Raw genomic sequence first — 3,795 nt, 5'->3', positions numbered from 1 at the left:
CATCAGGTTAGGAACATTCGGCCTTTTAACTTTACAACAATTTTTAACTTTTTTTAATGAACATTATAATTACAGGTGCAAGTAGTGGAATCGGTTTCGAAACTGCTTTAGAGTTTAGCTTACAGAAAGAGAACAAAATTGTAGCCATTGCCCGATCGGCAGATAAACTGCGTAAACTCTTAGAAATTGCTAAAGGCATTAATCCAGACTGTACACTTTTACCAGTAGAATTTGACATTGTAAATGATGACTATGCCGCATTAGTTCCATTTTTAAAAGAACGATTAGGATCTGTTGATATCTTAATTAACAATGCAGGGGCCTTAATTAATAAACCTTTTTTAGAAACCACAGAAATTGATCTGGGTGAAATGTTACAAAGCAATGTGATCGCACACTTCAGGATGATTCAGCATATTTTACCTCTAATGCAAAGCGGAAGCCACATTGTAAACATCGGTAGTATGGGTGGTTTTCAAGGGAGCGTTAAATTCCCAGGACTTTCAGCTTACTCGGCAAGTAAAGCAGCGCTGCACACCTTAACTGAATGTTTGGCCTTCGAATTGGCTGAAACAGGAATCAAAATCAATTGTCTTGCATTAGGATCGGCACAAACGGAAATGCTTGAAGCTGCTTTCCCTGGTTACCAAAGCCCGGTTATGGCCTTCGAAATGGGGAAATATGTTACCGACTTTGCTAAAACCGGACACAAATTCTTTAATGGAAAGATTTTACCTGTTGCTGTTACCACACCATAATATCCATATTATTTAGTAATTTACGTGCTAAATCGAAAAACTAAAAAACCTATGGAAACAAACTCACCTTTTAAAACAGCCGATAGTGGAAAAAATGCAGCAATTGTTAGTTACATTTTCCTTATTGGCTGGCTAGTATCGTACTTTGCGATGTACAAAGACAACAAAACAGCGTTATCAAGTTATCATTTAAGGCAATCTCTGTTACTGCATTTGGGTATTATTGTGATTAATGTGGCCTTAACGATAATTATCATGATTTTACCAACGGCAATTTTAGGATACCTAAGCTATCTGGTGTACATTGTTTACATTATTTTTATCATTTTGGGTGCCGTTAGCGCAAATAATAGTGAGCAGAAAGCATTGCCACTCATTGGAGATAAAGCACAAACCATGTTCCCAAGTATTTAATCGAAAACAAATATTTTAATTATTAGGGCTGTATCCTAAATTGTAATTCCATTCGAATTTGTCACGTTGAGCTTGTCGAAACGCCTTGCGAGACATTTTAAAAGGTCCTTCGACAGGCTCAGGATGACAATTCTATATTTATGATACAGCCTTGTTTTATTTGCACTCATTTTCAACATTTTAATCGACTTTGGATATTTTTTATATCTTTGGTTCCTACATATGAAGAAAATAATAGTCCCGATTGCGTTTTTCATTTTGTCTGCCACGGCAGGAAAATCCCAAACCATCATCCCGGCTCAGTACCAGGAGTTAGTTAAAAAGCTCGTTGCCAGCCTCCCTAAAGAGGATAAACCATCAAACAATTCGTCGGCTAAACAATCTGAAAGTTTAATCGATTTTGCTAAAAGCATGTTAGGTATCCCCTATCGTTATGCAACAAGTAATCCTAAAGTTGGTTTCGATTGCTCTGGCTTTGTGAGTTATGTTTTCAGTAATTTTGGTTTTAAGGTTCCACGTTCTTCGCGGGAGTTTAGCTACGCGGGTAAAGAAACCAGCTTGGAAAACGCAAAAGTAGGCGATGTATTGATTTTTACAGGCAGTAATTCAAGAATAAGAAGAATCGGTCATGTTGGGATTGTTTATTCCATTGATGAAAACGGGATCAAGTTTATCCATGCCTCTTCGGGTAAAGTACATCAGGTAACCATTACAGATTTTGATGGCCATTATAAGGCCCGTTTCATGAAAATTGTAAGTATTATATAACTTACTTTTTATATTTCCACATTCTTGTTTTACCTTCTGCGAGCCATTCCAGTGTGGTATCCAATCGTTTTTGTTTAGTTGCCTCTGTTTTAGCTTCCTCAAGCCACATTACATATTCCTTTTTATTGGATAAGCTAAAATTCTGAAATACGGCTAGGGCCTTAGGATCATCTTTTAATGCTTCAATAAAATATTCGGGAATAATGAGTTCTTTCTGTACTGTAGATTTTGGCTTTGCCGGCAACTTTACATTATCCTCATTTAATTTAATTGCCTGTTGTATGTAAGCAATCAGGATCTCATCTGAAGGTAAATCTTCCAAAGATGTTATTTTCCCTAACAAACCCATCGCTTCAGACCGTTCTTTAAAAATGCCGTACTCATCTTGCATTAACGATCCCTTCCAAAAACCAAATGCACAATGGTGTTTAAAGGACGCCATATGACAAACTGTGCCTTTGAAATCGAAGAATGGCATACTCCACTTCATTTTTTCTTCAATCCGTCCATCGGCTTTATGTACCAGATTCCTTAAATGATCTAAAATGGGGATCGCAAATTCTGCCGAATTAATGATGTACTGATCTACCTGAACGATTGTATGCATAGCCTTAAAAATTACCTTACTAAATTTAAAGTAAAACTACCTTTAAAGCAAGTTCTACCGCTCCGTTATGAAGAAACTTTTTTGCCAGTTCGTGCAGCTCTCTTTCGCGGTTGGTTGTATCACCTATGGTAGCATCGAGCACTTCTTTTACTTCTGGATGGGTACTGATCAGGTCGATTTCTTCGTCGCTCGGTAAATGTTCAACGTTTCCAAGCATTCCAAGGTCATTTCCTGATAATACTTTAGAAAAACGGACCGAATGTGGTAAACGGTCTACACCGATGCCTAATTTAGCGAGGGGTTTAGCCACTTTAAATAAATTGTCGTTTGTAACCCTACAGTACCAATCGCCACCTAATCGGGCTACAAGATCGATTTTATGTTGATCAATCCGACCATTTTCATCTAAAATAGCTTCGTTAATATGAATCACTTTTATTTCAGCCAGCACGAGGTTTCCTGCACCATGATGATCGCCTAATGAAATCACTTCATTTACAACACATTCAAACTGCACCGGTGCTTCTGCTACCCTGGGTGGCAGGACCAGATCAGATTTCAACATGGTAAATCCCGCTTTCTCGAACTCGTTTACGCCTTTAGCGTATTCGGTACTAGCCAAACTCATTTGCTGCACCATATCGTAGTTTACAATATTAATGACGCATTCTTTAACCTGCAATACGTTTTCTAAGCTATGTTTGGTGGTATTATCACGCACTCTTCTTGACGGGGAAAAAATACAGATCGGCGGATTTGTACTAAACATATTAAAGAAACTGAAGGGGCTTAAATTAATATTCCCTTCGGCATCGATAGTTGAGGCAAAGCAGATCGGTCGCGGAGCGATAGCGTATTGCAAATAATTTTGCAGCTCTACGGGGGTTAAATCTTCGGTTTTAAGTGATACCAAAACTTTAAATGATTAAATTTTATAATTATGTTTTTGGAAAACAAATGCAGTGGTTAGTGGGAAACAGCAGTCCCGCTATGCGCTATATTCCCGATGAAAAATCGGGAGATAACGCTACTATCGGGTTTAGTTAAAAGGTTAGCCTAAGTAATTTAAACCTGAATCCCTTTTGATGATATTTTTTCTCTAGGTTTTCGCAACGGTCGTCATGCTGAACTTGTTTTACAAGTAGAAGTAGCATTTTCAATTGTCTTGTAGCTTCGCAACGGTCGTCATGCTGAACTTGTTTTACAAGTAGAAGTAGCATTTTCAATTGTCTTGTAGCTACTACGTGG

At 37.9% G+C, this 3,795-nt stretch carries 6 protein-coding genes; 3 read left to right on the top strand and 3 right to left on the bottom strand.

Annotated features, from left to right (window positions below):
- Positions 1 to 56 precede the first annotated feature (56 nt).
- The 3 genes from AC1DPQ_RS20920 (at position 57) to AC1DPQ_RS20910 (ending at position 1,940) form a co-directional block, all read left to right on the top strand.
- A complete protein-coding gene (locus tag AC1DPQ_RS20920; RefSeq protein WP_477584076.1) occupies positions 57 to 758 on the top strand; it encodes an SDR family oxidoreductase in 702 nt (233 codons plus the stop codon).
- A 51-nt stretch (positions 759 to 809) separates the two neighbouring features.
- Positions 810 to 1,172 carry a magnetosome magnetite crystal formation protein family gene (locus tag AC1DPQ_RS20915; RefSeq protein WP_029275413.1) on the top strand — a complete coding sequence of 121 codons (363 nt, stop codon included), beginning with the start codon at positions 810 to 812 and terminating at the stop codon, positions 1,170 to 1,172.
- 222 nt (positions 1,173 to 1,394) lie between these two features.
- Positions 1,395 to 1,940 carry a C40 family peptidase gene (locus tag AC1DPQ_RS20910; RefSeq protein WP_215125813.1) on the top strand — a complete coding sequence of 182 codons (546 nt, stop codon included), beginning with the start codon at positions 1,395 to 1,397 and terminating at the stop codon, positions 1,938 to 1,940.
- 1 nt (position 1,941) lies between these two features.
- Here AC1DPQ_RS20910 and AC1DPQ_RS20905 read toward each other — a convergent pair whose 3' ends face one another.
- From AC1DPQ_RS20905 to AC1DPQ_RS20895, 3 genes are all read right to left on the bottom strand, one after another.
- Complete coding sequence (locus AC1DPQ_RS20905; RefSeq protein ID WP_477585448.1) at positions 1,942 to 2,547, bottom strand: YdeI/OmpD-associated family protein; 606 nt, start codon at positions 2,545 to 2,547, stop codon at positions 1,942 to 1,944.
- 25 nt (positions 2,548 to 2,572) lie between these two features.
- A complete protein-coding gene (locus AC1DPQ_RS20900; protein ID WP_477585446.1) occupies positions 2,573 to 3,460 on the bottom strand; it encodes a flavin reductase family protein in 888 nt (295 codons plus the stop codon).
- Between the two features lie 130 nt (positions 3,461 to 3,590).
- On the bottom strand, positions 3,591 to 3,795 hold a 205-nt coding region (locus tag AC1DPQ_RS20895), incomplete at its 5' end, for a hypothetical protein (protein ID WP_477610752.1).

The sequence above is a fragment of the Pedobacter sp. 01T416_2 genome, from assembly GCF_056398925.1.
Note: the sequence above shows the minus strand (reverse complement) of the source record. Positions and strands in the feature narration are given on the sequence as shown.